The 26,373-nt window shown below is 56.6% G+C and carries 29 protein-coding genes; 13 read left to right on the top strand and 16 right to left on the bottom strand.

The features are described 5' to 3' along the window. Both rsmD and ACR3EJ_RS05470 read right to left on the bottom strand, forming a co-directional pair. The gene (gene rsmD, locus ACR3EJ_RS05475; protein ID WP_170541893.1) at nucleotides 1-558 is read right to left on the bottom strand and encodes a 16S rRNA (guanine(966)-N(2))-methyltransferase RsmD; all 558 of its coding nucleotides are present in this window, start codon (nucleotides 556-558) and stop codon (nucleotides 1-3) included. Then, on the bottom strand, nucleotides 555-1,766 hold the full coding sequence (locus ACR3EJ_RS05470) for an FAD-dependent oxidoreductase (RefSeq protein WP_170541896.1): 1,212 nt from the start codon (nucleotides 1,764-1,766) through the stop codon (nucleotides 555-557). The genes rsmD and ACR3EJ_RS05470 overlap by 4 nt, the downstream gene beginning before the upstream one ends. A gap of 99 nt (nucleotides 1,767-1,865) precedes the next feature. Between ACR3EJ_RS05470 and ACR3EJ_RS05465 the strand changes: the two genes are divergently transcribed. From ACR3EJ_RS05465 to ACR3EJ_RS05450, 4 genes are all read left to right on the top strand, one after another. Beyond that, a complete protein-coding gene (locus tag ACR3EJ_RS05465; protein WP_170541899.1) occupies nucleotides 1,866-2,351 on the top strand; it encodes a peroxiredoxin in 486 nt (161 codons plus the stop codon). 102 nt (nucleotides 2,352-2,453) lie between these two features. Next, complete coding sequence (locus ACR3EJ_RS05460) at nucleotides 2,454-2,699, top strand: glycine zipper 2TM domain-containing protein (RefSeq protein WP_170541902.1); 246 nt, start codon at nucleotides 2,454-2,456, stop codon at nucleotides 2,697-2,699. A gap of 11 nt (nucleotides 2,700-2,710) precedes the next feature. Continuing rightward, a complete protein-coding gene (locus ACR3EJ_RS05455) occupies nucleotides 2,711-3,058 on the top strand; it encodes an EF-hand domain-containing protein (RefSeq protein WP_480422824.1) in 348 nt (115 codons plus the stop codon). Between the two features lie 21 nt (nucleotides 3,059-3,079). Beyond that, entirely contained in the window at nucleotides 3,080-3,388 is a 309-nt protein-coding gene (locus tag ACR3EJ_RS05450) for a hypothetical protein (protein WP_170471619.1), read from the top strand. Here the strand turns inward: ACR3EJ_RS05450 and ACR3EJ_RS05445 are convergent. The 4 genes from ACR3EJ_RS05445 to ACR3EJ_RS05430 are packed head-to-tail and all read right to left on the bottom strand — an operon-like array spanning nucleotide 3,371 to nucleotide 6,128. Continuing rightward, a complete protein-coding gene (locus tag ACR3EJ_RS05445; RefSeq protein ID WP_170471617.1) occupies nucleotides 3,371-3,676 on the bottom strand; it encodes a 4a-hydroxytetrahydrobiopterin dehydratase in 306 nt (101 codons plus the stop codon). The genes ACR3EJ_RS05450 and ACR3EJ_RS05445 overlap by 18 nt on opposite strands. Further along, a complete protein-coding gene (locus ACR3EJ_RS05440; RefSeq protein ID WP_170541908.1) occupies nucleotides 3,673-4,860 on the bottom strand; it encodes a GNAT family N-acetyltransferase in 1,188 nt (395 codons plus the stop codon). The genes ACR3EJ_RS05445 and ACR3EJ_RS05440 overlap by 4 nt, the downstream gene beginning before the upstream one ends. 45 nt (nucleotides 4,861-4,905) lie before the next feature. Then, nucleotides 4,906-5,676 (bottom strand): glycerophosphodiester phosphodiesterase family protein, encoded by a 771-nt coding sequence (locus ACR3EJ_RS05435; RefSeq protein WP_170541911.1) that lies wholly within the window; start codon nucleotides 5,674-5,676, stop codon nucleotides 4,906-4,908. Beyond that, on the bottom strand, nucleotides 5,673-6,128 hold the full coding sequence (locus tag ACR3EJ_RS05430) for a RidA family protein (protein WP_010438528.1): 456 nt from the start codon (nucleotides 6,126-6,128) through the stop codon (nucleotides 5,673-5,675). The genes ACR3EJ_RS05435 and ACR3EJ_RS05430 overlap by 4 nt, the downstream gene beginning before the upstream one ends. A gap of 296 nt (nucleotides 6,129-6,424) precedes the next feature. Here ACR3EJ_RS05430 and ACR3EJ_RS05425 point away from each other — a divergent pair, with 296 nt between their 5' ends. Both ACR3EJ_RS05425 and ACR3EJ_RS05420 read left to right on the top strand, forming a co-directional pair. Continuing rightward, entirely contained in the window at nucleotides 6,425-7,240 is an 816-nt protein-coding gene (locus ACR3EJ_RS05425; protein WP_010438526.1) for an MlaA family lipoprotein, read from the top strand. Continuing rightward, entirely contained in the window at nucleotides 7,230-7,838 is a 609-nt protein-coding gene (locus ACR3EJ_RS05420) for an MlaC/ttg2D family ABC transporter substrate-binding protein (RefSeq protein ID WP_170541913.1), read from the top strand. The genes ACR3EJ_RS05425 and ACR3EJ_RS05420 overlap by 11 nt, the downstream gene beginning before the upstream one ends. 77 nt (nucleotides 7,839-7,915) lie before the next feature. Here ACR3EJ_RS05420 and ACR3EJ_RS05415 read toward each other — a convergent pair whose 3' ends face one another. From ACR3EJ_RS05415 to ACR3EJ_RS05400, 4 genes are read right to left on the bottom strand one after another with little or no spacing between them, the layout of a single operon-like run. Then, nucleotides 7,916-9,013 carry an ABC transporter ATP-binding protein gene (locus ACR3EJ_RS05415; RefSeq protein ID WP_170541914.1) on the bottom strand — a complete coding sequence of 366 codons (1,098 nt, stop codon included), beginning with the start codon at nucleotides 9,011-9,013 and terminating at the stop codon, nucleotides 7,916-7,918. Nucleotides 9,014-9,018: 5 nt separating this feature from the next. Then, nucleotides 9,019-9,918 carry a carbohydrate ABC transporter permease gene (locus ACR3EJ_RS05410; RefSeq protein ID WP_010438517.1) on the bottom strand — a complete coding sequence of 300 codons (900 nt, stop codon included), beginning with the start codon at nucleotides 9,916-9,918 and terminating at the stop codon, nucleotides 9,019-9,021. Next, a complete protein-coding gene (locus ACR3EJ_RS05405; protein ID WP_170387762.1) occupies nucleotides 9,911-10,783 on the bottom strand; it encodes a carbohydrate ABC transporter permease in 873 nt (290 codons plus the stop codon). The genes ACR3EJ_RS05410 and ACR3EJ_RS05405 overlap by 8 nt, the downstream gene beginning before the upstream one ends. Before the next feature lie 57 nt (nucleotides 10,784-10,840). Then, nucleotides 10,841-12,085, bottom strand: a complete 1,245-nt coding sequence (locus tag ACR3EJ_RS05400; protein WP_170541917.1) for an ABC transporter substrate-binding protein — start codon at nucleotides 12,083-12,085, stop codon at nucleotides 10,841-10,843. Between the two features lie 215 nt (nucleotides 12,086-12,300). Here ACR3EJ_RS05400 and ACR3EJ_RS05395 point away from each other — a divergent pair, with 215 nt between their 5' ends. Together ACR3EJ_RS05395 and ACR3EJ_RS05390 are read left to right on the top strand one after the other, a co-directional pair. Then, on the top strand, nucleotides 12,301-13,038 hold the full coding sequence (locus ACR3EJ_RS05395; RefSeq protein WP_170541920.1) for a response regulator transcription factor: 738 nt from the start codon (nucleotides 12,301-12,303) through the stop codon (nucleotides 13,036-13,038). Further along, on the top strand, nucleotides 13,035-14,477 hold the full coding sequence (locus tag ACR3EJ_RS05390) for a sensor histidine kinase (protein WP_170703565.1): 1,443 nt from the start codon (nucleotides 13,035-13,037) through the stop codon (nucleotides 14,475-14,477). The genes ACR3EJ_RS05395 and ACR3EJ_RS05390 overlap by 4 nt, the downstream gene beginning before the upstream one ends. A gap of 1 nt (nucleotide 14,478) precedes the next feature. Here the strand turns inward: ACR3EJ_RS05390 and fliP are convergent, their stop codons facing one another. Genes fliP through fliF form a run of 4 tightly spaced genes read right to left on the bottom strand, consistent with a single transcriptional unit; the run spans nucleotide 14,479 to nucleotide 17,669 of the window. After that, nucleotides 14,479-15,207 (bottom strand): flagellar type III secretion system pore protein FliP, encoded by a 729-nt coding sequence (gene fliP / locus ACR3EJ_RS05385; RefSeq protein WP_480422819.1) that lies wholly within the window; start codon nucleotides 15,205-15,207, stop codon nucleotides 14,479-14,481. Next, complete coding sequence (locus ACR3EJ_RS05380; protein ID WP_170541930.1) at nucleotides 15,204-15,491, bottom strand: FliM/FliN family flagellar motor switch protein; 288 nt, start codon at nucleotides 15,489-15,491, stop codon at nucleotides 15,204-15,206. The genes fliP and ACR3EJ_RS05380 overlap by 4 nt, the downstream gene beginning before the upstream one ends. Next, the gene (locus ACR3EJ_RS05375; RefSeq protein ID WP_170541933.1) at nucleotides 15,484-16,080 is read right to left on the bottom strand and encodes an ABC transporter ATP-binding protein; all 597 of its coding nucleotides are present in this window, start codon (nucleotides 16,078-16,080) and stop codon (nucleotides 15,484-15,486) included. Before ACR3EJ_RS05375 ends, ACR3EJ_RS05380 begins: the two co-directional genes overlap by 8 nt. Continuing rightward, on the bottom strand, nucleotides 16,080-17,669 hold the full coding sequence (fliF, locus tag ACR3EJ_RS05370) for a flagellar basal-body MS-ring/collar protein FliF (RefSeq protein WP_170541937.1): 1,590 nt from the start codon (nucleotides 17,667-17,669) through the stop codon (nucleotides 16,080-16,082). The genes ACR3EJ_RS05375 and fliF overlap by 1 nt, the downstream gene beginning before the upstream one ends. Nucleotides 17,670-17,788: 119 nt before the next feature. Here fliF and ACR3EJ_RS05365 point away from each other — a divergent pair, with 119 nt between their 5' ends. Genes ACR3EJ_RS05365 through ACR3EJ_RS05345 form a run of 5 tightly spaced genes read left to right on the top strand, consistent with a single transcriptional unit; the run spans nucleotide 17,789 to nucleotide 22,407 of the window. Beyond that, entirely contained in the window at nucleotides 17,789-18,286 is a 498-nt protein-coding gene (locus ACR3EJ_RS05365) for a flagellar basal body-associated FliL family protein (RefSeq protein ID WP_170541940.1), read from the top strand. A gap of 9 nt (nucleotides 18,287-18,295) precedes the next feature. Next, nucleotides 18,296-18,757, top strand: coding sequence for a hypothetical protein (locus ACR3EJ_RS05360; RefSeq protein WP_170541943.1), 462 nt, complete (start codon nucleotides 18,296-18,298; stop codon nucleotides 18,755-18,757). Then, nucleotides 18,754-19,347 (top strand): MotE family protein, encoded by a 594-nt coding sequence (locus ACR3EJ_RS05355; protein ID WP_170541946.1) that lies wholly within the window; start codon nucleotides 18,754-18,756, stop codon nucleotides 19,345-19,347. Before ACR3EJ_RS05360 ends, ACR3EJ_RS05355 begins: the two co-directional genes overlap by 4 nt. 46 nt (nucleotides 19,348-19,393) lie before the next feature. After that, nucleotides 19,394-20,263: a flagellar motor stator protein MotA gene (motA, locus tag ACR3EJ_RS05350; protein WP_170541948.1), complete on the top strand. Its 870-nt coding sequence runs from the start codon at nucleotides 19,394-19,396 to the stop codon at nucleotides 20,261-20,263. 8 nt (nucleotides 20,264-20,271) lie between these two features. Beyond that, nucleotides 20,272-22,407: a hypothetical protein gene (locus tag ACR3EJ_RS05345; protein ID WP_480422815.1), complete on the top strand. Its 2,136-nt coding sequence runs from the start codon at nucleotides 20,272-20,274 to the stop codon at nucleotides 22,405-22,407. Between the two features lie 119 nt (nucleotides 22,408-22,526). Here the strand turns inward: ACR3EJ_RS05345 and ACR3EJ_RS05340 are convergent, their stop codons facing one another. Both ACR3EJ_RS05340 and ACR3EJ_RS05335 read right to left on the bottom strand, forming a co-directional pair. Continuing rightward, nucleotides 22,527-23,879 carry an MmgE/PrpD family protein gene (locus tag ACR3EJ_RS05340; RefSeq protein ID WP_170541953.1) on the bottom strand — a complete coding sequence of 451 codons (1,353 nt, stop codon included), beginning with the start codon at nucleotides 23,877-23,879 and terminating at the stop codon, nucleotides 22,527-22,529. Beyond that, entirely contained in the window at nucleotides 23,876-26,317 is a 2,442-nt protein-coding gene (locus ACR3EJ_RS05335; protein WP_170541956.1) for a GcvT family protein, read from the bottom strand. The genes ACR3EJ_RS05340 and ACR3EJ_RS05335 overlap by 4 nt, the downstream gene beginning before the upstream one ends. Between the last annotated feature and the right edge of the window lie 56 nt (nucleotides 26,318-26,373).

Raw genomic sequence — 26,373 nt, 5'->3', positions numbered from 1 at the left:
TCAGCCCCCAGTTCGCCACATCAGCGAAATGCACGTGTCGCCATATTTTCGCGCGTCATGCAGAGTGAACCCATTTGGAGCAATCATGGGGGCGTTTTCCTCCCACACGATCAGGGCGTCCTGGGCCAGCCAGCCACCTTTGGTGGCCGCCGCCAGCGCCTTTTGACCCAGGTCTTTGCCATAAGGCGGATCAAGAAAGACCAGATCGCATGCGTCGCCTGGGTTTTCCCCCAACCGCGTTGCGTCACGTCTGATCAGAGTGGTCTGGTCCCGACTTCCGGTCAGATCGATATTCTTGCGGATCAGACTCTGCGCAATTCGCCCATCATCGACAAACGTAACATGGGCCGCTCCGCGCGACAGCGCTTCAAGCCCCAACGCACCAGTACCTGCAAACAGGTCCAACACGTGCAGACCATCAATGTCGATCTGATGGTTCAGGACGTTGAAAAGGCTTTCCCGCACCCGATCGGTGGTGGGGCGCAGATGTGCTCCAGCATCGCCCTTGCCGACCGAGGCCAAAGCGCGGCCCCGGAAGTTACCGGCGATGATCCTCACGCTTTGAGCAGCGGTTTCAGTTCCGCTTCTGGGTCAGCCACCACCGTCGGATCGGCTGTTTTACCCGCATCGATCAGGCGTTTACCTACCATATAAGCGCGCGGGTCATTCATCGCGTCGACCGCAATCAGCTGACCGCCTTTATAGTACCAGAAGGACACCGTCGCGCCTTCACCCTTTCGGGTCACGACGCGATCATAGCCTGTATTTAGGCCCGCAATCTGCAGCTTGACGTCGTACTGATCCGACCAGAACCACGGCGTCGCGGTATAATCCTTGGCAGCACCCAGCATGTTCTGGGCCACAATCTCGGCCTGGTCGATGGCGTTGGGCACGCTCTCCAGACGAATGCGGCCCTCACCATGCGGGAACGAGGCACAATCACCCGCCGCCCAGATCGACGGGTCCGAGGTGCGGCCATGGGCATCGGTTTTGATGCCGTTGTCCAGCTCCAACCCCGCCATTTCAGCCAGTTGCGTTGAGGGCGCGATTCCGACCCCCACCACGACGAAATCCACCTTTAATTCAGTGCCATCGGACAGAATAGCACCCGTCACCTTGCCATCTTCACCAACCAAACGATCCAGCCCAACGCCTTCGCGAATGTCGGCTCCGTATTCCGTATGAAGCGTACGGAAATAGTCGCTGGTCTCTTTCGCGGCGACACGTTGCAGAATACGGTCTGCCATCTCGACCAAGGTCACCTTGACCCCACGCTTGGCACAAACCGCGGCGGCCTCGAGCCCGATATAGCCGCCACCGACGATCAAAGCGCGCGCGCCGTCGGTTACCCGAGGCTCCATCTCGTCGATATGCGCAAGATCGCGCACCACATGGACGCCTTCAAGATCGCCACCAACGGCTGCGGGCAGGCGACGCGGATCAGAGCCTGTGGTCAGTGCCAACTCGTCATAGGCGATCACGTCATCACCTATCGTTACCGTTTTGGCCTTGGGGTCAATTCCGGTCACACGCTGCCCCAGTCGCAGGGTGATGTTATTCTCGGCATAGAAGCTCTCGGGTCGAAGGAACAGGCGTTCCAACTCCATCTCGCCCAACAGGTAACCCTTGGACAAAGGTGGGCGCTGATAGGGCAGGTGCGGCTCGGCACCAATCAAGGTGATGTCGCCCTCAAACCCATCTTTGCGTAGCCGCGCCACGAGTGAAGCACCAGCCTGCCCTGCCCCGATCACGACGATATGGCTCATGTTGTGCTCCCCTGCAGAATTCCGATGGTCTCTTTCTTTCGACAACCTATATTGCGACAAAGCCCGACTCTGCAAATCCAAATGACAGGAGCTTAATAAATGATCTCAACAGGTGACATGCTGCCCGACGCGACGCTGATTCAGATGGGAGCCGATGGCCCTGAAGAGGTGCGGATTTCAGAAAAAACAAAAGGGCGCAAGGTGGTGATCTTTGCTGTGCCCGGCGCATTTACCGGGACCTGCACGACCGCGCATGTCCCAAGCTTCATGCGGACAAAAGGCCAATTCGACGCAAAAGGAGTTGATGAGATCATCTGTATTTCGGTCAACGATCCCTTCGTGATGGGCGCTTGGGGTGAAAGCACCGGAGCAACTGCCGCAGGACTGACCATGCTGGCTGACGCCGCATCGGAATTCACCAAGGCGATAGACATGGATTTCGACGCACCACCGGTTGGTCTGCTGGCACGGTCCAAGCGCTATGCAATGTTCGTCAATGACGGAAAGGTAATCGCCTTGAACATCGAAGAGAATCCGGGCGTTTGCGAGATTTCGGCTGGCGAAGGTCTGCTTGAAACCTTCTGATCCCGGTTGGCCCCGGCATCACCGGGGCCACATGAAACGCATTTAACTTGATGCAACGACCCGATGTGCCAATACTTGGACATACAACCCGGGAGTTCATTGATGCGACTGAAATTAATCACTTTGATTCTTGGTGGCGCCGGCGCCTTAGCCGCGTGCGGCCCTGCCCCTACACCCCAGCAACAAGCTGCTCGGCAACACGAGATCGCTTGTCTGAGCGGCACCATAGGCGGCGCATTGATCGGCGGAGTGATCGGCAATCAATTTGGCGGTGGATCGGGCAAAGCCATTCTGACGGCGGCGGGCGCTGCTGCAGGTGGGTTGTCTGGCGAACGTTACGCATGCTGAGGAGATTGGATTTGAAACAAGCATTGATCATCATCGCTGTCATTCTGATGTCTGGCACCGCAAGCGCCGAAAGTGTCGCAGAACTGCACGAGGCCGAGCTGAACAATATCGACAAGAACAATGATGGGTTTCTGTCCCGGGACGAATTCAACGCCTTCACGGATTATGCGTTTCAAGCGATGGACGAAGACAAGAACGGCACACTTGGCCTGGATGAAGCTAAACCGTTCCTAGACATCAAGCAGTTTCAGAATGTTGACCGCGATGGAGATAACGCTATCTCACGGCCAGAATACGACGCCCAGATGGACAGCGATTTCACCTCGGCTGATCTGGATGGCAATGGGCAATTAAACTAATGCTCAATCAGGAGGCGTAAGATGACGAGATGGATCAGCCTCGGCGCGCTTCTGGTGCTCGCGGCTTGTGATGTACCGCAATCACCTGTTGTTACCGGCCCAGACGGACAGACCCGCATTCAGATCAATACCGCCGGTTTGACCTGTTATGAGACACGGTGCCTCGACATCAACCCGTCGACCCGCAGCGTCCGCTCGGTCGGCAGCCGCACGATCAGAATTCCGGCCAATATCGATATCAGCGGAGGAACCATTTCTCCAGATGATTTCAAACAACTAGGAACCGCTGCGTTGCTGGCAGGTGGTGCAGGGTCAGCTGGCGACCGATAGAAGGCTATCCATCTTGCGCGCCAGCTTGGCGTCTTGTGCGGACAGGCCGCCAACATCATGGGTGGACAGCACCACCTCGACTGTGCGGTAGACATTCGACCATTCGGGGTGGTGGTTCCATTTCTCGGCCCAGATCGCCACCTGCGTCATCCAGCCGAAAGCGGCGACAAAATTATCGAAGATGAAGGTCTTTGTGATCGCATCGCGGTCCTCAACCATAGTCCAGCCATTTCTGAACAGCGGGTCCAGCAGCGGGCCGCGGGTCTCGGTTGACAGAAGTTCGGTCATTGCTGTTCCTCCGGGTTCGATTTCCTGAACGGGCCATAATCCGTCAGAATCTCGATCTCTTCTCCCACTGCGTGGGCTTCGGCGTCCAGATATTTCTGAACTGCATCAGCAAAACCCGGATCACCGACCCAGTGCAAGCTATGCGTGCGGGTCGGCATATAACCGCGCGCCAGCTTGTGCTCGCCCTGGGCACCTGCCTCAACCCGGGCCAGCCCTTCGGCAATGGCAAAGTCGATCGCCCTATAATAGCACAGTTCGAAATGCAGGCAGGGATGGTGTTCCACGCAGCCCCAATAGCGGCCAAAGAGCGTTTCCCGGCCGATGAAATTCAAGGCCCCGGCTACCGGGTATCCGTTGCGTTCGGCCAGCACCAGAGCGATGTCATCTGTCATGGTTTCCTGAGCGATATCAAAGAATTGCCGCGTCAGGTAGGGTGATCCCCATTTGCGCGCGCCGGTATCCTGGTAGAATCGCCAGAAGGCATCCCAGTGCTCCGGCCGCAGATCATCGCCTGTGATCGTACGAATCTGCCCGCCGAAGTCACAGGCCTGCTCGCGTTCTTTCCGGATATTTTTGCGTTTGCGCGAAGATAGCGCTGCCAGAAACCCATCGAAATCGGTGTATCCATCATTGAGCCAGTGAAACTGCTGCGAATGCCGGACCATCAGGCCCATCTGTTCACCAGCCAGCGCCTCGGCCTCGGTGCAGAAGGTGGCGTGCAGTGAAGAGATGCGATTTTCGGCGGCTAACTGCACCGCGCCTTGCACCAGCGCTGACATGCCCACCGCATCATAGCCGGGCCGTACCAGAAAACGTCGGCCTGTTGCGGGTGTAAATGGCGCAGCGATCTGCAGTTTCGGATAGTATCGCCCGCCTGCACTTTCATAAGCATGGGCCCAGCTGTGATCGAAGATGTACTCACCCTGCGAATGCGATTTGGCATACATCGGCGCCGCACCGATCAGCATTCCATCAAGATAAGCCGTCAGATATTGCGGCTGCCAGCCTGTGCCGCGTCCGACTGAACCGCTTTCTTCCAAAGCCAGCAAAAATCGGTGTGTGGTGAACGGATCATGCGGTCGCCCGCCATCAGCAACCTCAGGACAGGCGCAACTGTCCCAATCGCCCGCTGTTATCTGCGATAGCGATGTCAGAACCCGAACCTCAATCTGTGCCTGATCCATGTCCCCTCCGCGCTGCACCTTTATCTGTGATCGCGCACGGCAGGATCAAGCGGGATATTCGGCCAGATAGCCTTCGAAGGTCACATTATCGGCAACCCTGCGGGCCTCGACCTCTTGTTCAGGCGAGCGCACCGTCCAGCACAGGATCGGCACACCTTGTGCCTTCAGCTCGGCGACCCGGGGGCGGTCAAGATCAGAAGCTTCATGGCTGATGAAACTGGCACCAACACGGTCAAAATCAGGGATATTGCGCAGATGGTCGCAAATGGATTGCGGCAAAAGCTCGGCCTTTGGGTCGTAAGAGCCGGTAACGAGACCGCGCGGTAGATGTGGCGCAAGGCGCGCGAGTTCGGCAACCGCGTGTGGGTTGAATGACATTAGCGCGACCAGTCCGACATAGCCTTTCAGCGCACTTACTACATCCGCTTCCAACGCGCCGATATCAGGTCCCATTGCCCCATCCTGATCCTTCAGCTCAATCAGCAGAGGCACCCGACCGGCAACCATGTTCAACACCTCTTCGAATGACGGGATACTCTCACCGTCGGAATGCAGCAGAGGCTGCGCCTGAGCCTGCGCCGCAGTGATTTGCTGAATAGGTCCCGCGCGTCCGGTCAGGCGAGTCATGTCATAGTCATGAAACACCATCGCACGGTTATCGCGCGTGCGCTGCAGATCAATTTCAATGCCATATCCCGCGTCTATCGCAGCACGAATGGCGGACCGGCTGTTCTCGGGCCGCTGGTCCGCAACGTCATGCAGCGCCCGATGTGCAATCGGGCGCTTCAGAAACTCAAGAGGCAGCGAAGGTGTCATTGAACCTCGAAGATGCCTTCGATTTCGACCGCGACGCCCAGCGGCAGCGACGCTGCGCTGACGGCCGAGCGCGAGTGACGACCAGCCTCACCCAGCGCCTCAACCAGAAAATCGGACGCGCCATTGATCACCTGCGGTTGCGCGGTGAAATCAGCAGTCGAGTTCACGAAACCAGTCAGTTTGATCACCCGCACCAGTTTGTCGATATCGCCGTCGCACGCCGCTTTTACCTGAGCCAGCAGATTGATGGCGCAGACCTTGGCCGCAGCCGCACCTGCCTCAATATCCATGTCATCGCCCAGCTTACCTGTGATCAGATCGTCCGCCTTGGAGATTTGGCCCGACACATAGACGATGTTGCCGATGCGCACGAACGGAACGTAGTTTGCTGCGGGCGCGGGCGCGTCCGGTAAATTGACACCCAAGCTATCCAGTTTTGCTGCAATACTCATGTGGTTGATCCTCATCTCACAGTGATTCCGCGCGGACGCTAACCGGGAACGCAGGTTTCGGAAAGCGGGAAAGCGGTTATTTTCTTAAGGCCTGCGAACTGCGCGGGTGTTCTCCTGTTCAGGAAGTGTTGAATTCGTGTCACTTTACGACCTCCCACCTACTGAGGTAAACGCGAGTCGTTGTTTCATATTCTGCGCGAAACCTCTATGTGAGACGAATTGCGCACCATGAGCGCAATGGCCGTATTGATTGAAGGCCCGGCACACCACCGGGTGTTTTTGGAGTAAAGAAGACAGTGCCAAGCTATATTCGCCTGAAGCACCTATTCATATTCGCCATCATGACGGTTCTGTCGGCATGCGCAACGCAGCCACAGGACGCTGCCGCGCGAGGTGAGATTTTCGACCCTTACGAAGGTGCCAACCGTGGCATTCACAAGTTCAATCTGGGCGTTGACCGGTTCCTGTTCCGTCCAGCCTCAAAAGGCTATGTGAAGATCGTGCCCGATCCGATGGTCACCAGCTTCAATCACTTTGCTGAAAACCTGACCATGCCAGGGCAGGCTCTGGATTATCTGTTGCAAGGCAACCTGAAACAATCGGGCAACGCGTTGCTGCGCTTTCTGATCAACTCGACCGTGGGTGGATTTGGCCTGTCCGCTCCGGCGGATGAATTGAACCTGCCGCCCGTCGACACCGATTTCGGAGAAACCTTGCATGTTTGGGGTGTCAGCGAGGGCGCCTACGTGGAACTCCCCTTCTATGGCCCGTCGACCGCGCGTGATGCTGTCGGCGTCGTATTCAATCTTTTCTCGAACCCAATTAACTTCTCTCCGGTGCGTCCGGTCGACAACATTGGTGTCTATGCCGAGGTTGTGCGGCGCATGGGGGATCGTGGACGGTTCTCGGATACGGTCGATTCAATTCTTTATGACAGTGCCGATAGTTACGCGCAGGCACGTACGATCTATTTGCAAAATCGCCGCTTTGAACTGGCAAGGGATGATGAAGACGCCTATCTGGGTCTGTATGACGATCCCTACGCCAACACCGGGACCGACCCTGTCAGAGACCCCTATCTTGACCCGTATGAGGACCCCTATGCCGAATAACCTGTTGAACAGACGCCGATTTGTAGCCGCTGCCCTGACCGGGATGACAGTTGCCGCATTGCCTCTGCCCGCGTTTGCGCTGACCGAAGCGCAGGCCAAGCAACTGGTCAACAGCGTGGTGGCCGATATCACGCGTATCATCGACTCGGGTAAATCCGAGAACGCGATGCTGCGCGATTTTCAGAAGATTTTCGTTCAATACGGTGATGTGCCGATCATGGCCCGCTATGCGTTGGGGGCGGATGCACGCACAGCGTCATCCGCGCAGTTGCGCCAGTTCACCAAGGCGTTTGAGGGCTATATCTCGCGCAAATATGGCCGCCGGTTCCGCGAGTTCATCGGCGGTGAGGTCACCGTGCGCAATGCGCGCAAGATCAAGACCGGATACGAGGTCAGAACCTCAGTCAAACTGCGCGGCTCGTCCCCGTTCGAAGTGACATTCTTAGTGTCCGACAAGTCTGGCCGCGGCAAGTTCTACAACATGTTCATCGAAGGCGTGAACCTGCTGCTGACCGAGCGCACTGAGATCGGTGCCATGCTGGATGCACGTGGCGGTGACCTAAATCGCCTGATCAAGGACCTGAAAAACACCGGCTGATCCTGATATCCGAAAACGAGCGTGCCGCCGGTTAACACCGGCGGCACAGTGGCGATCCGTTGCCTGAATCCACGGAATCAATTCAGCCGTTCACCGGTTTCCTTGGCGAAATACGACACCTTGCTCATGTCGAAAGCCAGGTTCAACATCTGGCCCGCCTGCGCGCTGGTTTCGGCATGCAGGCGCGCTGTGACCTGCTTGCCCCCCAGTTCCGACACCACATAGGTGTCGGCCCCGGCAGGTTCGACCATATCGACCATGCAGGCCGCCTCTTGCACACCTGCCCCGGCGCGGAAACCGGCCTCGGCGATGTCTTCCGGGCGTAGACCGAGGATGACATCCTGCGGCAGTTCCGGTGCGCGCGCATCGGTTAAGACCAGCGTATCGCCGCTTTCTCGCGTGATCGAAATCTGCGTCCCCGAACCATTGTTCGATGCCTGTGCTGGGATCAGGTTCATCGCCGGAGAGCCCATGAAATCCGCAACGAAAAGGTTGGCCGGGTTGTTGTAGATCTCGGCCGGTGTTCCGATCTGCTGCACGATCCCGCCTTTAAGCACGACGATCTTGGTCGCCAGCGTCATTGCTTCAATTTGGTCGTGGGTCACGTAAACGATCGAGGCGTCCAGCGTCTGGTGCAGCTTCTTGATCTCGGTCCGCATCTCGACCCGCAACTTGGCATCAAGGTTCGACAGGGGTTCGTCAAACAGGAACAGCTTAGGATCACGCACCAGCGCCCGACCCATTGCGACCCGTTGACGCTGACCGCCCGACAATTGGCTTGGGCGGCGGTTGAGCAGCGGTTCAATCTGAAGCAGCGACGCGACCTCTTTCAGCTTGGCATCCTGAGTGGCCTGATCGACCCCACGCACTTTCATGCCGAAAGTGATGTTCTTGGCCACCGACATGGTCGGGTACAGAGCATAGGACTGAAACACCATTGCGATGTCGCGGTCCTTGGGGCTGACATGGGTCATGTCGTTACCGCCGATGGACAGGGTGCCTCCGGTGATTTCCTCAAGCCCAGCAATGCAGTTCAGCAGGGTGGATTTACCGCAGCCCGACGGGCCGACAAGCACCAGGAAATCGCCCGGTTCAATCGAGATGTTGATGTCTTTCAAAATTTCGACAGGGCCGTAATTCTTGTAGAGCTTGTTGATATCAAGGATGGGAGCCATGGGTCTTATCCCTTCACTGAGCCAGCGGTCAGGCCGCGGATGAAATACTTACCGGCAACGACATAGACGAGCAGCGTCGGCAGCCCCGCGATGATCGCGGCAGCCATGTCGACGTTGTACTCTTTGACGCCGGTGGTGGAGTTTACGATGTTGTTGAGCGCCACGGTCACAGGCTGTGTGCCCGCCTGGCTGAATGACACGCCGAACAGGAAGTCGTTCCAGATCTGCGTGAACTGCCAGATGACGGTCACCACGATGATCGGCAGCGACAGCGGCAGGAAGATCGACCAGAAGATCCTCATGAACCCGGCCCCATCGACACGCGCCGCCTTGGTCAGCTCGGCCGGAATGGTGACATAGTAGTTGCGGAAGAACAGCGTGGTGAAGCCCAACCCATATATTACGTGGACAAAGATCAGACCCGGAATGGTTCCTGCGATTCCCATGATGCCCAGAAGGCGCGCCATGGGCAGCAGAACCACCTGGAACGGGATGAAGCAACCAAACAGCATCAGCGAGAAGATGATGTTGGCACCCTTGAACCGCCACTGCGCTACGACATAGCCATTCAGTGCGCCTAGAAGGGTCGAGATCGCCACCGCAGGCACCGCAATCAGGACCGAGTTCCAGAAGTATGGCCGCAGACCTTCGCACTGGATACCGGTACAGGCGCCGGACCATGCAGTTTTCCAGGCGTCAAAGCTGACCTCTCGCGGAAGCGAAATCAGGGACCCGGTGCGGATTTCCTCAAGGCTTTTCAACGATGTGGTCAACATCACGAACAGCGGCATCAGGTAATACAGCGCGAACAGGCCCAGCAGGACATAAAGCAACCAACGCAGGGCAATCTTTCCAGTGGCGCTTTGGGTACGGGTTTGGGTTTGGGGCATCGACAGATCAGTCATTTTTCGCCCTCAGCTCTGAGTAAAGATAGGGAACCACGATGGCAAAGACGACCAGCATCATGATCATCGCGGACGAGGCCGCCTGACCAATATCGCCGCGCGAAAACGCCATGGCGTACATATAAGTGGCAGGCAAATCAGTCGCGTAGCCCGGACCGCCACCCGTCAAGGCGATGACAAGGTCAAAGCTTTTGATCGCGAGATGCGCCAGTACGATGAAGGCTGACAGGAAGATCGGGGCCATCGAGGGGATGATGATCGCAGTATAGATGCGCCATGTCGGGATGCCATCGACCTGCGCGGCCTTGATGATCTCTCCGTCCACTGACCGCAGACCGGCCAGGAACAGCGCCATGACGAAACCCGAGCTTTGCCAGATCGCGGCCATCACGATGGTGTAGATGGCGTAATCAGGGTTCACCAACCAATCGAACTCGAAGTTTGTGAAGCCCCAGCCCTGCACCATGGATTCTATGCCCAGACCCGGGTTCAGAATCCACTTCCACGCGGTACCGGTCACAATCATCGACAGCGCCATCGGGTAGAGGTAGATCGTGCGGATGGCTCCTTCGACGCGGATTTTCTGATCCAGCAGGATGGCCAGCAACAGGCCCAGTACCATCGCGATGACGATGAACAGCGCACCAAAGATATACAGGTTGTTGATCGCCGTATCCCAACGGGGCGAGTCAAACAGGCGTTCGTACTGAATGAAGCCCTTGATCTCGTATTTCGGCAGTAGTTTCGATCGGGTTAGCGACACCCATGCGGTCCATCCGATAAATCCGTAGACAAAGATCAATACGGCGATGAACGACGGTGCCAGCACCACCTTGGGCAGGTGGTTTTCCAGCCATTCGGACATTTTAGCCTCCGGGGAAAAATGCTCTGCCCCTCAGTATAGGGGGCAGAGCGTATTGGATCAGTAGCTGTTTGCTACCGCGTCCGCCAGTTGCTGAACCGCGTCAGCCGAGGACATATCCGAGTTGAAATGTGCGGTCACAACATCGGTGATCGCACCGGACTGCGACCCGCGCAGCGCCATGCCATGGGCGTAAGACGGCAGCAGCGAACCTGCGGCAGATGTCGAACCCATGTCTTCGGCCGACAGGTTGGCACAGATGTCAAAGTCTTCCAGACCAACATCGGTCCGCGCAGGGATCGAGCCTTTGTTCAGGTTGAACACTTTCTGGAAGTTCGGTGCAACGATCAGCTTGGCCAGCAGGTCCTGACCGGCTTTCTTGTCGTCGCCTTCCACGTCAAACATGGCAAAGCTGTCGACGTTGTACAGATACCCGTCACCGGGGGTCGAGGCGCACAGGAAATCTTCGCCGGGCTTTTTGCCAGCCGCCAGGAATTCACCCTTGGCCCAGTCACCCATGATCTGGAACGCAGCTTCGCCGTTCATCACCATCGCGGTGGCGAGGTTCCAGTCGCGGCCCGAGAAGTTCTCGTCCACGTATCCGCGCAGGGTACGCATCTGATCAAACGCCTGCACCATGGTGTCCGAGGTCAGCGCTTCGGGATCCAGATCAACCAGTGCTTTCTGGTAGAACTCAGGTCCACCAACGCCAAGCACAACTGCTTCGAACACGGTGGCGTCCTGCCATGCCTGACCGCCATGAGCCAGCGGGATCACACCGGCGGCCTGCAGCTTTTCGGCAGCGGCATTGAATTCATCCCAAGTGCTGGGCATTTCGATACCGTTTGCGGCCAGAACGTCCGCGTTGGCCCAGATCCAGTCAACACGGTGAACGTTCACCGGAGCCGCGCACCAGCTCCCTTCACACTTCATATGGCCCGCGATCGACGCAGGCAGGACATCTGCCCAGCCTTCGGCTTCAGCCACGGCTGAGATATCGGCCAGTACGCCTTCTTCATACCATTCCTGAATGGCAGGGCCTTTCAGCTGAACGGCTGTCGGCGCGTTACCTGCCAGAACACGGGCCCGCAACGCGGTCATGGCCGCATCACCGCCGCCACCTGCGACCGGCATATCAGTCCATGTGCCACCGTTCGAGGCAAACTCCTCCTGCAGAACAGCGACCGATTTCGCTTCACCGCCGGATGTCCACCAGTGCAGGACTTCTGCCTGCGGTTCGGCCACTACCGACGACCCGGCCGCAATGGCAAAGGTCGACACAGTGACAAATGCAAAACGCTTCATATTTGTTCTCCTCCCTGAGAATTCGGTGCCACCCAATGGGCGGCGATGCTCGATATAGCGCTAACAGAATGCCGCATGGCAACGCAGAATGCAGAGCAATATCCTGACAAGGCGGAAATTTTCACCGCTTTTGTTACCGCGTGTTACTTTGGGCTTGAATCCGTTTCCATTCGTTACAATTGCGGCGGCGGAGGAAGTTTGAGAGGAGGATCAGAGTGGGTATTCCCCGGCTCCTGGTGGTGGACGACGATTCTGAGATGCGTTCGATGATGACCCAGTTCTTTCAGCAGAACGGGTATATAGCGCTGCCTGCCAGTTCGGAAAGTGAAATACGCACGCATCTGACTTCAGGCCGGATCGACCTGATCCTGTTGGACGTGATGCTAGGCGACGAGAACGGTGTGGAAATTTGCGCTAGATTGCGCACCGAGCAAGATGTACCGATCATTCTAGTCTCTGCTTTGTCGGCAGATCACCAGCGCATGGCGGGATATGAAGTTGGCGCGGATGACTACATTGCCAAGCCGTTCAACCCGCAGCTTCTACTGGCCCGCGTCCGTGCTGTGATGCAGCGCGCGCAACGCACCCCTTCGCTAGCTTATCGCCGCCGTACCCGTACATTTCACTTTGACGGCTGGGTCTTTGACGGCAAACGGGACGAGGTACATTCGCCCGACGGCTATTTAGTCTCGCTTTCTCAGCGCGAAACCGCCCTGCTGAAAGTCTTGCTAGCAAATCCACACATCCCGCTAACCCGGGATGAGATCGCCACCGCACTGGATGTCACTGGCGAGGCTGACAAACCCGAGGCGCAAGGCCGCGCCATCGATATGTTGGTTGGGCGACTACGCTCTAAAATCGAGGCTAATCCGAAAGAGCCTCAGATGCTGCGCACTGAGCGTGGGGTTGGGTACATATTTACCGCCGACATTTCGGTAGATGAGGACGCATGACATTGCGCCTGCGCAGCTTTGGTTGGGTCTGGACGCTGTCAGCCTTCGCTGCAGGGCTGTTGGCAACCGCATTGTGGTTCACCTCTGCACAGGCCTGGAACCGTTTCCAAACTCAGGCATTTGTTGCGGGATTCACCGTATACGAGGATTTGCGGACGGGGATGGCACCGCCACCCGGCTTGCTGATCAATCCCTTGCCTGCCAAGGCCGCCGCACTTGCCGATAGGGGAGAATTCCAACAAATGCCCGGCTTTTCTGATCGCCGCTTTGTCACCAACCTGTCGATCCTGACCGACAGTTCAGCCCCCCTGAGTGGGCGCGAACTGACGCTGGCGGTATTATCGGATCGGCTAGTCTATCCGGTTTCAGACATCGTGTCCGGCAGCGATCAGACAGGTCCCGAGAAGATGGGCAATCTGACGCGCCTGCTTGCGACCTATTGCAGCGAACCGATCCTGATCGCGCAATTTGGACGTGGTGTCTGGCAACAGATTGATGGCACTGAAATCTGGGGGTGTAAGGCAGCTCCGATTGATCTGCGCCTGCCCGCGATATTGCTGGGTATCGTCGCGCTGGCCGCGTTGCTGACCTCTGTCGGTAATGTCTCGGACAGCTTCACGCGCTTTGCACAGGCACTTGGTGACCGCAAACGCCGCGGTGGGCCACAAAGTTATGATGCGGACGGGCCGGAAGAGCTGCGCGATATCGTGGCTGCGGTGAATGATCACCTTGAGGCTGAACGCGCGCAGCTTGAGAAACGCGCCATTGTGCTGTCGGGTGTTAGCCACGATCTGGGTACGCCGGCAACGCGTGTCCGGCTGCGTGCCGCCCTGATCGACGATGCCGAATTGCGCGAGAAGCTCGAAGCAGACGTGGATCAAATGACCGGCATGATCGAAAGTGTACTAACCTATACAAGGTCCGAGCTCAGCGTCGAGGAACCGCGCCAGATATCGCTGACCTCACTGGTCGAGTCACTGGTCGCCGACTATCAGGATATGAACTTGCCCGTATCTTTGAAAGCGATTGAACCTGTCGCTGTCGAAGGTGCGCCGTCATTGTTCATGTCGCGCCGGGGGCACGGATCGCTGCCTGAGACACGGCGCATTCTGGTGATGGGTCGACCCATCTCGTTGAGGCGGGCGCTGTCAAATCTGATCGACAACGCCTTGAAATATGGGCGGCGGGCCGAAGTTGAGCTGGAAACCGATGCTCAATCCGCCACGATTATTGTTGAAGATAAAGGCACCGATCTGTCGGTTGATGATATCGAGGCATTGCTGGCCCCGTTCCAGCGTGGGTCAAACACCGGTTCGTCAGATGGCTTTGGGCTTGGCCTGACCATCGCACGCACCGTTGCCGAGCAACATGGCGGAACGCTGAGCTTTGAGGCCGGAGACCAAGGCTTGCGCGCTTGCCTGCAGATCACCCGGCAATAGATCAGGGCGAATAGCTGCGTACCAGCGCGCTTGCGATCAAAGCCCAACCATCTGCAATCACAAAAAATGCCAGTTTGAACGGCAGGGAAACCGTAGCCGGAGGCACCATCATCATACCCATCGACATAAGGACCGCCGCAACAACCAGATCGATGATCAGGAACGGCAAAAATATCAGAAACCCGATCTGAAAGGCCCGCGCAATCTCGGACAGCATGAATGATGGCATCAGAACGGACAGAGGTGCCTCGGGTGACAGCCGCAAATCCGCGCCATCTGGTCGCAATGCTGCCATCGCCTGGAACGTAACGACATCCAGACGCGCCGCCATGAAGCTGCGAAATGGCACCAGCGCGCGTTCCAGCGCGGGCTCCACGTCTATTGTTTCCTCGACCATTGGCTGGATGCCGACTTCCCACGCTTCGGTGAAAACCGGCTCCATGATGAAATAGGTCAGAAACAGCGCCAGACTGACAATCAGCATGTTGGGCGGCGATTGCTGCAACCCAATCCCTTGCCGCAGTATCGCCAATACGGTGATCAGAAATGGAAAACAGGTGATCATGATCGCCAGACCCGGTGCCAGGCTGAGCACCGTGATCAGCAATATCAGCTGAATCGTCCGGGCCGAAATCGATCCATCTTCGCCCATAGACAGCGACAACTCCTGCGCCATGCCGCTGGTGGGGACGACCAGCAGAATTGCCAGCCAGATCAGATGGCGCATCATCCGATCCCGTTTTGCAGATCCGAGATCTCTGTCAGCCGCACAGCCAGCTGCCCAGCCTGATCTCCTTCCATTTCCTCCAGCAGCCCGCGTGCGACCAATTGGTCCCCGACATACAGGTCGACGGGGTCTTCAATGCGTTTGTCCAGCGCCAGAACAGCGTTTTCGCCCATGTTCAGCAGATCACGGATCAAAGGTCGCGCCCGACCAACCGAAACTGTGACTTCGATCGGAACCGCTTCGAACGGATTTGGCTTTTCGGATTTCGGAGCTTGGGGATCACTCATTTGACAGAGCCTCTTTTGCTTCAAATAGATAGGCGTCGAAAGATGCGGCAATGGACGCGAGCAACGCGGTACAATCCACCTCTCGACAGGCGGTGCCCACTTGCAAACGCGCCTGTCCCGGCCGCAGAGAAGGGTCCTCGGCAACTTGTGGCAACGGCGTGAGATCTTGTGGAAGAACTGCCTGAACCTGATCGGCGGCACCGTCCGGAACGGTAAGTAGCATCGGCTGCCCGATCTGTTCCCGGGCCATCTCACAAAGCTGTTCAGTCAATCTGGCGGAAAAGCCCAGTTCGACGGTTTCGGGCAAAACCACCTGTATCAGGCTCTGAAACATCGGTTCCAGCGACAATGTCATGCGGGTTAACGCCTCCTGATAGGTAAACGACAGGTCTGCTAGCGCTGCAGACAAGTCAGAGCTCAGTTGCGCCCCACCCTGTTCCTGCGCCTGCACCGCATCTTCCCAACCGGCACCATAGCCTTGCTCAAAGGCCGCAAGGCGTTGTTCTTCCAGTGCCTCTTCATCCAATAGATGAACAGCGACACCAGCTGCTGGGGCGGTGAAATCCTCAAGGAGATGAGCGATAGACATCACACCCTCTCCTCACCTTCTTCAAGCCAGCTTCGCAGGATCTCAACCGTCTCTTCCTGTTTGTCACCGATCATGGCGCGCAATCGGTCGACGGGGTCTTCACCATGGGCGCTGGCTATTACCGGAACATTTGTCTGAGCGGTCTCAGGAAGTGATGTGAACTCTTGCGCATCACCATTTGCGATCTCTCCCGTCAGGTAAGTTGCCGGGTCTGCTTCCGGCTGTGTGCCTGCAGGCAGCAGGGCCGGTGCAGCAGAATTTGTAAAAATGGGCCGTATGACAAACAGACCCAAAACAAGGGATACCAGTGCCAAAACGAACATCTGAATCAGCGACATGGCATCAAGATGAATCTTCTGCCATATCGACGACGACACCAATGTACCCTGCGGCTCAACAACAGGTAGATCAAGCGATTTCAGGGTAATGACGTCACCGCGTTCGGCATCATAACCTACGGCTGAGGAAACAAGTTCCTCCAACGCGTCAAGCTCTGGCTGCGGCATGGGTTCAAATCGTTCGACGCCTTCTGCATCAACCGTTCGGGCACCGTTGACCAGCACTGCAACGGTCAGACGTTTGATGGCGCCCGGCGCTCGGTGAACCTCGAGTTCGGTCTCGGAAACCTCATAATTCACCCGCTCGCGGGTCTGGGTGGCATTTGAATTGGATTCGTCCCCGCCAGCACCATCCCCATCCGGTAGATTTGACGCCACGGTCACGTCTGCAGACTGATTTCGCGCACTGTCAGACCGTTCTTCAACATCCGTACTGATCGCTACGCGACCTTTAGGATCGAAGCGGCGCTCACGGATCGACTCGGTTTCGGTCACCGTATCCACGCTGACCTCGACCATGGCATTACCGGCCCCGACGCGTGCTTCGACAAGTCGAAGAACTTTTTCCCGCAACTGGCGTGCTTTGTCGTCTGCAGTATCAGCGGCCACGGTTGATTCCTGTGCTCCGATCACAGCGCCGTTCGAATCGATTACGGTGACGTTTTCTGGTGCAAGCCCGCTGACAGCTGACGCCACCAGAAACCGGATCGCCTTGGCCTGATCTCCTGTGATCTGCGCACCCGATGGCACCAAATATACCGAAGCGGTCGGCGCAACACTACGTTGAAACGGGTTGGCCGAACCGTTGGCGATGTGTACGCGTGCCTGGCTGACATGTGAGCTGCCGACAATCGTGCGGGCCAACTCGCCCTCTTTTGCCCGCCAATAAGCAGCGTCAAACATCTGCGACGTCGTGCCAAATCCACTGAGTGAGTCCAGCAACTCGTATCCGCGGTTGCCGTTTGCTGGCAGTCCTTCACTGGCCAGCGTCATGCGCAACTCATCCCGTTGCGAGCCCGGTACATAGATCGAACCACCCCGGATTTCATACGCAACACCGCGCTGATCCAGCGATCGCACGATATCACCCGCCGCACCGCTTTCGAGACCTGAATATAACAGCGTCATCGACGGTGCCGTCGCAATCCGCGACATCGCAAGCACGACCAGAAACACCAGCACTACCGCACCGGCCACGAAAATTTGTTTGCGCTTGTCCAAACTTGCCCAGACAGTTCCGATCTGCTGCACACTCACCTCCGACTCACCGACATTCTGCTCGGCTCAACCCCTGTTTGGACGATTGCCCTTAACAATCGGTTAGTCCCTGCGGGGTTATGACAGTTGCCGAACAGATTCATGAGGACGGCATGACCGACGCAACAGCTGACGAAGTGGAAACCCCTAAAAAATCAGGAAAAAAGGGCCTGATTCTTGGGATGATTCTGGCCGTGGCAGGCGGTGTTGGTGGCTATTTCATAACCGCCTCTGGCTTGCTGCCAATTGGTAGCGGTGCCGAAGCAAAAGAAGAAGATAGCAATAGCAATAAAAGGCCAGCGACGGCGTTTCCAGACGTGAGCTTTGTTGATCTGCCGCCGGTGATCGTTTCGGTCAATGCAGGCGATTCACGGCATCTCAAGTTCCATGCACAACTCGAGGTGAACGCGGGCTACGCCGCCGAGGTTGAAAAGATGCAGCCGCGAATCATGGATGTTCTGAACAGTTATCTGCGCGCGGTCGAGCTGAACGACCTTGAAGATTCACTCGCCTTGGTGCGCATCCGTGGGCACCTGCTGCGACGTATAGGAATTGTCGTAGGTGACGGCCGTGTGCGCGACGTTCTGGTGACAGAATTTGTATTGAATTAGGAGGCGAAGGTGGAACTGATTGCCGATATTCTCCTGGTAGCAGGCGCGCTTGGGGCAGGACTGTACTGTTTCATTTTGGCGCGTCGTTTGCGTCGATTTACTGATCTTGAAAAGGGCGTAGGTGGTGCGGTTTCCGTTCTTTCGGCCCAAGCGGAAGAGCTGCGAAAATCGCTCGATAGCGCCCGTCAGTCTTCCGACGAGTCCGGGGTTGCCCTGCAGACTTTGACTGAACGGGCGGAGTCGGTAGCGCAGCGCCTGGAACTGATGATGGCCTCGATGCACGATGTCGTACAGGAAGACCAACCAAGCCCTGAGCAGCCCGAAGAGCACGCGCAGGAAAAAACTGACGTGGACGCTGTCGAAGAAACTGTTCCTGAAAATTCTGAGCCCATATCCTTAAAACCAGTAACAAAGCCCGAGGGCTTGATGTTCTTTCGGCATGCCGCAGCGTCAAGCGGGTCGGGCCAATGATCCGCCAAAGAAAAAAGAATTGTGACCAGCGCACGCGCGGAGGAGTTCTGACCGTCATCTCCTTGCTGATGATCGGGTCTGCCATCATTCGGATCGGGCTTGAGGCTGGGCCTGCGGTGGCGCGTGGGACTAATCCGGCCTTGGCAGAGCAAATCAAGTCGGAGCGCATTGAGACCAGCGCTGCGGATCTGCAAGTTTTGCTAACAGAACTGCTACGCCGCGAAGTCGAACTGAATCAGCGGGAGAGCATGATTGTCGATCGAGAACACGCGCTGGACATCGCAGATCAGGCTATTGAGACCCGGTTGGCCATGCTGCAGGAAGCCGAAGAGTCGCTGCGTGAGACCGTCGCTATTGCCGAAACAGCCGCCGAAAGCGACCTGACGCAACTGACTGACGTTTACCAAAGCATGAAACCAAAGGATGCCGCGGCCTTGTTCGAAACGATGGATGCAGTATTCGCCGCCGGATTCTTGTCACGCATGCCACCGGAGGCTGCCGCCGATGTGATGGCCGGTCTCAGCCCCGAGGCCGCCTATGGTATCAGCGTCATCATGGCTGGGCGCAACGCCCGCGCCCCACAGGAATAATGCTGATGGGCAACCATTTCTCCCACCTTAACGCCGGAGATCACTTATGATCGGACTCATCGGAATTGCTGTTATCTTCGTTATGGTTTTTGGCGGATATCTCGCCGCTGGCGGCAAGATGGCGATTATCATGAAGTCATTACCGTATGAAATGATGATGATCGGAGGCGCCGCGATTGGTGCTTTTATGATCAGTAACGACATGGGTGGGGTCAAACACACCGCGAAAGATATTGGCAAAGTGTTCAAAGGCGCGAAGTGGAAGCCCGAAGACTATCGTGATCTGCTTTGCCTGTTGTTCTCGTTGATCCGGATCGCGCGCGCAAACCCGGTTGAGGCCGAACAACACATCGAAGAGCCTGAAAACTCGTCGCTTTTCTCAGCTTATCCCAAGATCAAAGCCGACAAAGAAGCCGTGGATTTGATCTGCGACACCATGCGCTCAGCCGCGATGAACTATGACGACCCGCATCAAGTCGAAGAGGTGCTTGAAAAACGGATGGAGGCAAATTTCCATCATGCCATGCACTCGAGCCATGCCTTGCAAACTGTTGCCGACGGCCTGCCTGCTCTTGGTATCGTAGCTGCGGTTCTAGGCGTTATCAAAACCATGGGTTCGATCGACCAGCCGCCAGAGGTGCTGGGAAAACTCATCGGCGGCGCGTTGGTCGGCACTTTTCTGGGCGTTTTTCTTGCCTATGGTTTGGTCGGTCCGTTTGCTGGCAAACTGAAAGCTGTAGTTGAAGAAGACAACCATTTTTATCAACTCATCAAGGAGGTTCTGGTCGCGAATCTGCACAATCACAACGCTGCGATGTGCATCGAGGTCGGACGCCAAAACACGCCAACCCACAACCGCCCAAATTTTTCGGAGCTTGAAGAGGCCTTGAAAGAAATCAAACAGGCGGCTGCATGATACGGGCTTTGACATTAATTTTATTGGCCCTTGGCACCAGTGTGTCAGCGCAGGTGCTGCGTGTTCGCTCGGGCGAACACGATGGATACACCCGTCTGGTGATACAAGTGCCTGCCGGCACCAATTGGGTTATGACTCCAAACGAACGCGGTGCTGATCTGAATATTGCTATCAAAGGCGCCACATTCGATACCGGAACCGTATTTGACCGGCTGACCAGCAAAAGACTTCAGTCTCTAACTCAGGCTAGTTCAGGTGGAGCTCTGAAGATGGTCTTTGGATGTGAATGTGTCGCCACCGCATTTCTGCATCAACAAACTATGGTGGTCGTGGACATCTCGCCCGGTAAATTCATTCCGGTTGCGGTTCCAAAAATCGACGTGGTGACAGACCTTCACCCGGACATCGCAAAGCAAGCTCCGCCTCCAGTACACATCCCTGCAACTGCGCTGACGTTGCCCTTGTTGCAAATGAGTCATCAAAACTTTGAGGACGAGCTGATATCCCGCATATTACAAAGCGCAGATCGTGAGGTTATTGACCTCACACTTGCTGGTATTGGGCGCAGACAATCCGCTCGTTTTGGACCTTTGAGAACCTCAGACGCACAAGCGCCCAATTTACGATTGTCTTCAGTTCTGGACGACGCCCGGGGTCTCGAAAATCTGGCACTTCCAGAATTCGATGCCAAATTTGAATGCATCACCGATGCTGAACTGGAGTTCGACTCCTGGGCAGGCCCCGAACAATTTGTGGTGCAGGTAGCGCAACTGCGAACGGGGCTCTTCCAGGAGTTTGATCGACTCGATCAGGAAAAGGCCCTGAATCTGGCCAAGCTGTACACATATTATGGGTTCGGAGCCGAAGCGCTGCAGGTGTTAGATCTGCTGCCAGGAACGACGGCAGAGCAACAACGTGTTTCGGCGATGGCGTCTACTCTCGATGGTTTGACTGCGCCTGAACCGCACTCATTCGAAGGTCAACAAAGCTGCGAAAGCGCTGCAGCGCTATGGGCACTTCTGGTCGAGGAGAAACTGGCACCGGAGGCACAGCTGAACATAATCGAGCAAGCATTCAACCGGCTTCCCGAACACCTTAGGCGGCAACTCGGGTCGACTCTGGCAGACTTGCTGGCAACAACCGGGCGGCTGGAAGCAGCGCGGCGTATTTTGCGTTCGGTAGACCGAGTGATGACAGCTGAAACGGCCGACGTGACCCTGACCAAGGCCACGATCGCCGATGCCGAAGGCAATGCACATACCGCGAGCGCTCACTTGACTGAAGTCATAGCCACCCCAAGTGCTTTTAGGGAAGCGCCTCTGGCGCTGGCGCGGTTGATCGAAAAAAGATGGGCCGATCGGGGTTCGATACCACCCAAAGATCTCGATTTAGCGGCAGGTTACGCACGTGAACTCAGAAACTCCGAACTCGGGCCCATGATGGCGCGCTCTCATGTGCTCGCGTTGTCGATGTCGCAGGAGTTCGATGGTGCCATGCATCATATCCAAAATGCACCTGACGATAAGGATTGGCGCCGCACGCGAGATCAGGTGCTGCAACTGCTTGCTGAGCGGGCGGATGACATCACCTTCCTACGCTACATATTCGGACTGAAGGAGAAAACTCGCATTACCCTGAGCCTGGATACGGCCACATCAGTGGCGCATAGGTTGGTCAAGCTTGGATTTTCGAACGCTGCCCGGGAATGGACAGACCCGTCAGGCGATCAGAACCATTCTATCGAGCATGCCCAGATTAGGGCGCGTTCAGCTCTATTAAGCGACCATCCTCGCCAAGCTTTGCTGGAATTATCTGAAGATCCCTCGGACAACGCGCGAGAATTGCGGGCTCAAGCTTTGGCGCGGGTGCAAAACTTCTACGCCGCAGTGGAATTGTTGAGAGAAACTGGTCAGATCGAAGCTGCCGACCGCCTATCCTGGTTGGCGGGCACGAATGAGATTGATGCCGAGGATTCGAATGTCTTCAACGATCTAAATCGAATCAGAATATCGTTAGATCAACCGATTGAACGGCAATCTGACAAACCTCTGGCAGATGCCAAAACGCTTATTAAGGAGAGCGCCAATGCCCGCGCGCAAATTTCAGATATGCTTGAAATCGTGCAAACAGGCGGATTGAATTGATCGGACCCGCAGTGCCCAGTGGTTATGCTGTTTCAGAGTTGGTCATTCGTTTGAAACCTTAAATCAGTCTCTAACTTGGTGATTCTAGATCATGTAATTTAATTAGGCGTGGCGCCGTATCAACATGCGGGTGGGTCGTATATCAGGGCAGATAGATTGGAAAAGCTCGACTTGGGTTGGGTCAACTTCAATGTGGCCGCAAGAATCTGGGCGGCCCGATCGCCCCCCACAGTTGGCGCTGCAAATTCGGTGAATTTATCGATGATCTCCTGTTTGCTCAGGGGATTTTCCTGACCACCGCGCGCGTTGATATCACCTGAATGATAAACAGATCCGTCCAAGGTTTCGATCTCGACATCTGCCCATCGTCCTGCTGGGAAACGGGCAGAGTGACGTGGGCTCTCTTTGACCTTAATCAGCCTTGTGATCTCTGCGACCGCTGGATCGGACAGGCCTTCGCCCGAGATATGTTCCACGCCAATGCGGCCGTGAACTGCCTGAACCGCTACAGCAAATGGCAACGAGTATTGAGCCTGTGAGGTAGTCAGAGGATGGCCAGAATACAAACAAGCTGCTTCTTTAAAGCTGTTGATACGGATGGCTGCGATCTGTTGATATGTCAGCTTGTGTTCCTGCATCAGCATCCGAACACCGTCAATTGATGCATGTGCCCAACGGCAGATTGGATAGGGTTTGATATATTGCTGCTCAACTTGCCAGACCCGGCCAAGATCGTCCCAAAATGGAACAGCCTCTTTCGCCTCGATCGTGATTGCAGGTGCTCCGGTAAATCCGCGCTCAGCCAGAATGGCAGAAGACAGCCCCACCAGGGCACCCCAACCGGAACCGTCGTGCAACATTGTTGGATTTGCAATCTCGCGCATCATTTGGCTGCGTGGCCCGTGGAATTCCGCAATCCCCAACGCCTGTCGCAGTTGATCAGGGGCATGACGGCGTAAACGCGCCGCCAAAGCAGCCACGCCCAGCGCATTCCAGGCACCCGAAGTGTGATAATCACTGACCGTTGCGTGTAGGGTCAGGCCAGCCGGACCCGCGATTTCATAGCCGATGATCATAGCCGCCAGAGCCTCACGACCCGACAGTTCCGGGCATTGTTCGGCCAACGCAGCAAGCGCCGGAACAATGGCAACTCCGATGTGGCCTTTGACGGGATTGAACCCGTCATGGGCATCCAGATTATCGGTTTGGCTGGCAGTTGCATAAGCTGCACCTGCAAGACTGGCGCGCCGCCCGTCGAACAGCATCCGAGCGCTAAAATCAGGCTCTGAACTTGCAAAAAGCAACGCTGCGGTATCCCGGGCGATCCCACCGGCCTGCAGCGATCCTGCAGCGATCAGAACACCCATCGTATCCAGCAACAAATACGCAGCTGTCTCGCGGGCTGTGTCGGGAATGTCTTCGGCGGTACAGTTCAGAGCAAACTCGGCAACCCGGTCAAAAACGTTGGTCATTTCACTGGCTCCGCAACGGTTTTCGTATCGCGCAACCTGTTTCCGGCGGGGTCGAACGGCGGCTTTGAAAGGAGTTTAGCTTTGTGTGGTATTCCAAGGATGAAGATGTCGACCGTGTCTCCGGGTTTTGCGGCTTTGGGGTTGGCGTAACCCAGGGCCAGGGATTTGCCGACCGAATACCCATATGCGCCGGAAGTTACCCGGCCCACCGGGGTACCGTCGGGGGTGAAGATCGGTTCGCCGCCAGTGGCGTCGGCTTTGTCCGCATCGACCTCGAATATCGAGAGCACCTCGCGCGGGGTGTTATCCTTGACCCGTAGATAAGCATCTTTGTGCAGAAATTCTTTGTCCAGCTTGATTAGACCTGACAGGCCAACCTCTTGTGGCCAGTATTCCTGAGAATACTCTCGCCCCCACGAGCCATACCCCTTTTCGATGCGCAAAGATCCCAGTGCGCGACCACCAACCGGGCCACCGCCCAGGTCTTTTGCAGCCTCCAATAGCGCTGAATAGAGCATGGTTTGATCTGATTCCGCGCAATGCAACTCCCACCCCAGATCGCCAGTAAAGCTGACACGGATAGCCAGGCAAGCGATACCGGCCACCTTGATTGTGCGCGAGCGCATAAAGCGGAACGCGTCGTTTGAAAGGTCTGCATTGGTCAGCCGCTGTAACAATTCGCGCGACTTGGGCCCAGCCACGTTGAAGCCTGCGATGCGATCGGTGGCGACCTCAAGCGTGGTGCCTTCGGGCAAGCCGATCATGTTGAAAAACCGCTGATGATAACGCTCGGCCATACCCGAGCCGATCATCATATACTCTTCATCAGCTACCTTGGTGATGGTAAAGTCACCAGCCACGCCGCCGCGAACCGAAATCAGGGGCGTCAGGCACGAACGACCAACCTCGGTCGGGACCTTGTTGGCCACCAGACGATCCAGCCAGTCATAAGCACCTGGGCCTTTCACGACGTAATTGGCGAAGTTCGAGATGTCGATCACACCCACATGATCGCGCAGCATCTGCACCTCGCGGCCCACCAGTTCCCACCAGTTCTGACGGGTGAACCCATTGGTTTCTTGTACACCGGGCTGATCGGCAAACCACAGCGGATGTTCCCAGCCGCAGTTCAAGCCAAAGACCGCGCCCATATCCTTTTGCATTTCATAGGCGGGGCGCAGGCGCGCGGGGCGTCCCGCGCTGCGCTCCTCATTGGGGAAATGGATGGCGAAACGGTGAGTATAGACGTCCTCGACCCGTGCCTTGGTAAAGGCCTTGTCGGCCCAGTCGCCGAACCGGGCTAGATCCCAGGCGAACATGTCGTATTGCGGCTCGCCTTCGATCATCCATTGCGCAGACAGCAGACCCAGCCCGCCCGATTGCGAGAAACCGGGAATGATGCCGGTGCAGCAGAAATAGTTCTGCAGCTCGGGCACTGGACCCCAGATTGCGTTTGAATCAGGAGACCAGATCATTGGCCCGTTGATCACTCGTTTGACGCCCGCCGTGGCAGCAACCGGGACCCGTTCTGTGGCGCGGATGACATTTTCCATGATCCGGTCCAGATCGTCTGGGAACAGGTCATGGGCAAAATCCAGCGGCGTGCCGCTTTCGGCCCAAAACCGCATGTCTTTCTCGTAGGCGCCGATCAGAAGTCCGTTGCCTTCCTGGCGGAAGTAATATTCTCCGTCCCGGTCAGCGATCGAGGGTAGGCGGCGCCCAAGATTAGCCACTTCGTCGATGGCTTCAGTGACGAAATACTGATGCTCGGTCGGTTGCAGTGGCAGTTCGATGCCCGCCATTGCAGCCACTTCGCGCCCCCACAGGCCCCCCGCATTCACAACCCATCGAGTGTGAATGTCCCCCTTATCCGTGCGCACGATCCAAGAGCCATCGGATTGCTGTTCAGTCCCTATTACAGGGCAAAACCGCTCAATTGTGGCCCCCATTGCCCGCGCACCCGCAGCGTAGGCGTGGGTAACCCCGGACGGATCGACATTGCCACCATCGGGTTCGAACATGATGCAACGGATGTCGTCAAACTGCGCCAGCGGGTGAAGTTCACTCGCCTGTTCGCGGCTGATCTCATAAAAGTTCAAACCGTAGAATCGGGCTTTTGCCTCCTGCAGACGTAGCTGATGTTCGCGATCTTCGGTTTGCGCCAGATACAACGAACCAGATTGGAAAACCCCGCAGCCCTGCCCGGTTTCCTTCTCCAGCTCTTTATACAGGTTCATCGTATAGTGCTGGATGCGGGTGATGTTGTTGTTGTCATGCAGGCCGTGGATGTTCGCTGCCGCATGCCAAGTTGATCCCGAGGTCAGCTCATCGCGTTCCAACAGAACCACATCGGTCCAACCAAGCTTGGCCAAATGATAGAGGATTGAGCAGCCAACCAATCCTCCTCCGATCACGACGGCCTGAGCGTGGGTCTTCATGGTCTGATCTCCTGTCCGCGAACTTAGTGCTCTCAGGAAAGTCAGCCACAGCCAAA

The sequence above is a fragment of the Ruegeria sp. AB11 genome (assembly GCF_056536325.1).
Note: the sequence above shows the minus strand (reverse complement) of the source record. Positions and strands in the feature narration are given on the sequence as shown.

Bases quoted from the DNA above. Each gene is read 5' to 3' on its own strand.
- ACR3EJ_RS05470 (WP_170541896.1), bottom strand. From the start codon at position 1,766: ATGAGCCATATCGTCGTGATCGGGGCAGGGCAGGCTGGTGCTTCACTC.
- ACR3EJ_RS05465 (WP_170541899.1), top strand. From the start codon at position 1,866: ATGATCTCAACAGGTGACATGCTGCCCGACGCGACGCTGATTCAGATG.
- ACR3EJ_RS05460 (WP_170541902.1), top strand. From the start codon at position 2,454: ATGCGACTGAAATTAATCACTTTGATTCTTGGTGGCGCCGGCGCCTTA.
- ACR3EJ_RS05450 (WP_170471619.1), top strand. From the start codon at position 3,080: ATGACGAGATGGATCAGCCTCGGCGCGCTTCTGGTGCTCGCGGCTTGT.
- ACR3EJ_RS05445 (WP_170471617.1), bottom strand. From the start codon at position 3,676: ATGACCGAACTTCTGTCAACCGAGACCCGCGGCCCGCTGCTGGACCCG.
- ACR3EJ_RS05440 (WP_170541908.1), bottom strand. From the start codon at position 4,860: ATGGATCAGGCACAGATTGAGGTTCGGGTTCTGACATCGCTATCGCAG.
- ACR3EJ_RS05435 (WP_170541911.1), bottom strand. From the start codon at position 5,676: ATGACACCTTCGCTGCCTCTTGAGTTTCTGAAGCGCCCGATTGCACAT.
- ACR3EJ_RS05430 (WP_010438528.1), bottom strand. From the start codon at position 6,128: ATGAGTATTGCAGCAAAACTGGATAGCTTGGGTGTCAATTTACCGGAC.
- ACR3EJ_RS05420 (WP_170541913.1), top strand. From the start codon at position 7,230: ATGCCGAATAACCTGTTGAACAGACGCCGATTTGTAGCCGCTGCCCTG.
- ACR3EJ_RS05415 (WP_170541914.1), bottom strand. From the start codon at position 9,013: ATGGCTCCCATCCTTGATATCAACAAGCTCTACAAGAATTACGGCCCT.
- ACR3EJ_RS05410 (WP_010438517.1), bottom strand. From the start codon at position 9,918: ATGACTGATCTGTCGATGCCCCAAACCCAAACCCGTACCCAAAGCGCC.
- ACR3EJ_RS05405 (WP_170387762.1), bottom strand. From the start codon at position 10,783: ATGTCCGAATGGCTGGAAAACCACCTGCCCAAGGTGGTGCTGGCACCG.
- ACR3EJ_RS05400 (WP_170541917.1), bottom strand. From the start codon at position 12,085: ATGAAGCGTTTTGCATTTGTCACTGTGTCGACCTTTGCCATTGCGGCC.
- ACR3EJ_RS05390 (WP_170703565.1), top strand. From the start codon at position 13,035: ATGACATTGCGCCTGCGCAGCTTTGGTTGGGTCTGGACGCTGTCAGCC.
- fliP (WP_480422819.1), bottom strand. From the start codon at position 15,207: ATGATGCGCCATCTGATCTGGCTGGCAATTCTGCTGGTCGTCCCCACC.
- ACR3EJ_RS05380 (WP_170541930.1), bottom strand. From the start codon at position 15,491: ATGAGTGATCCCCAAGCTCCGAAATCCGAAAAGCCAAATCCGTTCGAA.
- ACR3EJ_RS05375 (WP_170541933.1), bottom strand. From the start codon at position 16,080: ATGTCTATCGCTCATCTCCTTGAGGATTTCACCGCCCCAGCAGCTGGT.
- ACR3EJ_RS05365 (WP_170541940.1), top strand. From the start codon at position 17,789: ATGACCGACGCAACAGCTGACGAAGTGGAAACCCCTAAAAAATCAGGA.
- ACR3EJ_RS05355 (WP_170541946.1), top strand. From the start codon at position 18,754: ATGATCCGCCAAAGAAAAAAGAATTGTGACCAGCGCACGCGCGGAGGA.
- motA (WP_170541948.1), top strand. From the start codon at position 19,394: ATGATCGGACTCATCGGAATTGCTGTTATCTTCGTTATGGTTTTTGGC.
- ACR3EJ_RS05340 (WP_170541953.1), bottom strand. From the start codon at position 23,879: ATGACCAACGTTTTTGACCGGGTTGCCGAGTTTGCTCTGAACTGTACC.
- ACR3EJ_RS05335 (WP_170541956.1), bottom strand. From the start codon at position 26,317: ATGAAGACCCACGCTCAGGCCGTCGTGATCGGAGGAGGATTGGTTGGC.